At 57.7% G+C, this 736-nt stretch carries 1 protein-coding gene; it reads right to left on the bottom strand.

The window, feature by feature from the left end; translation table 11 throughout:
- Positions 1-399: 399 nt before the first annotated feature.
- The coding region (locus tag CO655_RS31755; protein WP_141514389.1) for an integrase core domain-containing protein at positions 400-736 on the bottom strand (337 nt) is incomplete at its 5' end.

The following is a 736-nucleotide window of genomic DNA, read 5'->3' as shown; positions in this document are numbered from 1 at the left end:
CGCCGAGGCTCTAATCGCCGCCGGATGAAAATTCAGTGACAGGTCATTTGAAGGCCAACCACCTACCTTCCTGCCGAACACTGGCAGACCAGAAAACAAGGGGCGCAGCCAATACACGTCGCTTGATCAGTGCTTGTGAGATACGCCGGAGCCAAAGAGGAGCCGTAGTGAGTAGTGAACGCACTGTCATGCAGGTTCCTCCATGTCGCCCCCCCCCCCCCGCGCCAAGAACGCTAGGGCACACCCCCGGATTGCTTGATTGCTGGGCAGATTAGCGAAGAATTCCGCCCTATATGAGCCGTTTCAACCGCACTTAAACGCGCGCTACATCTGAATAGGTCTTAATTGTTGTTAAGCCATTGAACCGCGCCGGGTTTGCCGGAGGCTGTTTAGCTTAAATTATGCAGCCATGGCTGGTTCGTCCAGCATGGCGTAATACTGCTCTTCAGCTTCGGCTGGCGGCATGTTTCCGATGGGCTCCAGAAGCCTTCGATGGTTGAACCAGTCGACCCATTCCAGGGTGGCGAACTCCACCGCTTCGAAGCTCCGCCATGGTCCGCGCCGGTGGATGACCTCGGCCTTGTAGAGACCGTTGATCGTTTCGGCGAGCGCATTGTCGTAGCTGTCGCCCACACTTCCGACGGACGGCTCGATCCCTGCCTCAGCCAGCCGCTCCGAATACCTAATCGACACGTATTGAACGCCCCTGTCCGAGTGATGCACGAGGCCGCCGCCA

Origin of the sequence: Rhizobium sp. M1 (assembly GCF_002531805.1) — a bacterium.
Taxonomy (GTDB): Bacteria; Pseudomonadota; Alphaproteobacteria; order Rhizobiales; family Rhizobiaceae; genus Rhizobium; species Rhizobium etli_C.
This window is presented reverse-complemented; position numbering and strand designations above follow the sequence as displayed.